At 65.4% G+C, this 2,452-nt stretch carries 1 protein-coding gene and 3 pseudogenes; all 4 read right to left on the reverse strand.

Features of this window, described 5'->3' with window-relative positions; translation table 11 throughout:
- Positions 1 to 101: 101 nt before the first annotated feature.
- A pseudogene (locus ASG59_RS19930) lies at positions 102 to 275 on the reverse strand (integrase core domain-containing protein); the annotation flags it as partial.
- Between the two features lie 14 nt (positions 276 to 289).
- A protein-coding gene (locus ASG59_RS19935; RefSeq protein WP_156399218.1) for an IS630 family transposase occupies positions 290 to 1,245 on the reverse strand; the annotation gives its coding sequence in 2 pieces (ribosomal slippage) (positions 290 to 906 and positions 906 to 1,245; 957 coding nt in all).
- Positions 1,246 to 1,422: 177 nt separating this feature from the next.
- Positions 1,423 to 1,869, reverse strand: a pseudogene (locus ASG59_RS20530) (transposase); the annotation flags it as partial.
- A 1-nt stretch (position 1,870) separates the two neighbouring features.
- Positions 1,871 to 2,369, reverse strand: a pseudogene (locus tag ASG59_RS20535) (transposase); the annotation flags it as partial.
- Positions 2,370 to 2,452: the final 83 nt, after the last annotated feature.

The raw sequence follows: 2,452 nt of genomic DNA on the forward strand, positions 1-2,452 counted from the left end.
CCCGCTTCGCCGGGCTGATCAGGGGCGCCCCGCCATACCCATCCGGGGGGTCAAAGTTCGACGCCGATCCAGGGTCAATGTTCAACGCTGTTTGACACCTTGAGGGTGTAGAACACCTCGCCGTTGAGGAGTTCATCCCGCAGCTTCGCGTTGAAGCTCTCGCAATAGCCGTTTTCCCACGGACTGCCCGGCTCGATGTAGGCGGTTGTCGATCCAACCGCTACGATCCAGTCCTGAACCGCCTTGGCGATGAACTCCGGCCCGTTGTCCGATCTAGAGCCGCATCCGATCAGGTTGGGTCAAAGGCATCGTAGCCTGCGGCCATGAGGTAGTTACGGCATTCGTCCGGTGTGAAGCGCGTAAAGGCCTGTTTGAGGGTGTCGCAGAGGTCTGCGAGCGTGCGAGCAGCCTGGGCTCGTAAACAGGCCTTGAGCTTGGCAAAGGCGAGTTCGATCGGATTGAAGTCAGGGTAGTAAGCCGGCAGGTAGAGCAGGCGGGCACCGGCCGCCTCGATGCGTTCGCGGATGCCGCTGACCTTGTGGGCGGGCAGGTTGTCGAGCACGACCGTGTCACCCTGGTTCAAAGTCGGCACCAAGGTCTCCTCGACATAGCGGCGGAAGCGGACCCCGGTCATGGGTCCATCGAAGAGCGCGGTCGCCGTCAGGCCGCTGGCACGCAGGCCCGCCGTGACCGTGACGGTCTTCCAGTGTCCGAACGGCACGGCCACCCGGCAGCGTTCGCCACGCGGAGCCCATCCGTAGCGACGCGCCATTTTCGTGTTGGTCGCGGTCTCGTCCAGGAACACGAGCCTGTCCGGATCGAGGTCGAGTTGACCCTCGAACCAGGCCAAGCGCGCCGCCTTCACATCCTCCCGATCCTGCTCGGCGGCGTGGCCGGTGTTTTTTTACGCGTGATGCCGTGGCGTTTGAAGAAGCGGGACAGGCTGCTCGCCCCGACCCGCAGGCCGTGTTCGGCCAGTCGAGCGCGCAGCTCGCGCAGAAACAGTTCGGGTTTGGCCTCATAGGTCCGCCGGATCAGGTCAGCCTGGGCCTCGATGGCGTGCGAGCGCTGATCGCCGCCCATCGGCTTGGCCCGTGTGCGTCCTTCCCGCACGAAGGCCTCGTGCCAGCGCACGGCGCTGGCGGGACTGACCTCGAACCGTCTGGCGGCTTCCCGGCGGGAGGCTCCTGCCTCGATCGCCACTACGACACGCTGACGCAGATCCGCTGACAGGGCTGAGGGCATCCGGCTCTCCTCCTCGGAAAGCCGCGCATCGAATCACATCTGCGCCGCCCCCGAAACCCCGGTCGATTCAAGCCGATCGGACACCGCTCTAATATGCCCTGGCACCCCGCGAAGACTGAACAGGTCCGAGAGCACGTCGATCACGTCCGTAATTACCCACCCCCGCGATGATAGGGTTCAGGCGCCGACGGTCTTGAGGATGGTGCCAAACGGGCTGGCGCCGGTGAGGCGCGCGGTATCGACGACGGTGCGGATATCGGCCCACCCTCGGCGGCCCACATCGCGCGGTAGCCGTTGGTCATCTTCCGCTGGATGACGGACGGGCGCAGCAGCCGCTCGCTGCCATTGTTTGTCGGCTCGACCGCGCCGGGATGGGCGAGGAAGACGAGGAGCTGATGGCGAGCCCGGCCGATCTTGGCTTGCAGGTCGCGAGTCAGATCGCAGCTACTTCGTGTGCCCAGGATGGCGCCGAGTTGCCCATCCAAGGTCCGACGCTTGGCCGCTAGGGTCGAGATCGCGAAGTCGGTGACGTGCTCGGCCAGGGTGAATACGGATCGCAACCAGAGCTGCAGTCGCCAGGGTACGGGATCATCGCTGGTCTCGACGGCGTAGGCGACGTCGCGGNGTGACGTGCTCGGCCAGGGTGAATACGGATCGCAACCAGAGCTGCAGTCGCCAGGGTACGGGATCATCGCTGGTCTCGACGGCGTAGGCGACGTCGCGGCCGAGATGGGCAAGGCAGGTCTGGTGCGCGGCGGCATGGCCCTGCTGAGCCGTGTAGCGGTCCGAGGTCCACACCGCCGGCCGATGCCCGTCCATCATCTCCCGCACCACGACGGCCCCCCGCGTTGGCGAGGCCGTGTGCACCACGGCTTGGACCGAATGGAAACCCAGTGATAAGCGTTGCTGCCCTCGATGCGCACGCCGGTCTCGTCCGAGGCGACCACCGTGGCTTGGCGCAGGGTAGAAACGGCCTCGTCGCGACCGGAGCGGAAGCACTTCTGCGCGCGCTGGAACAGGTTCATCAGCCCACCCTGGCTGAGCGTGAGCCCGAACAGGTCGGAGAGCGCCGCCTGCAACCGCTCGTTGGAAAGCGCCTGGAAGGTCTTAATACCAATTCTCATTGATCAGCACCCATGGGCCCATCGGCGCAGTCCGATGGACATGATGCGCCAGGGTTGGGCGATGAGCTTGTTCCAGGCGTCGC

This window comes from Methylobacterium sp. Leaf466, assembly GCF_001425565.1.
Taxonomy (GTDB): domain Bacteria; phylum Pseudomonadota; class Alphaproteobacteria; order Rhizobiales; family Beijerinckiaceae; genus Methylobacterium.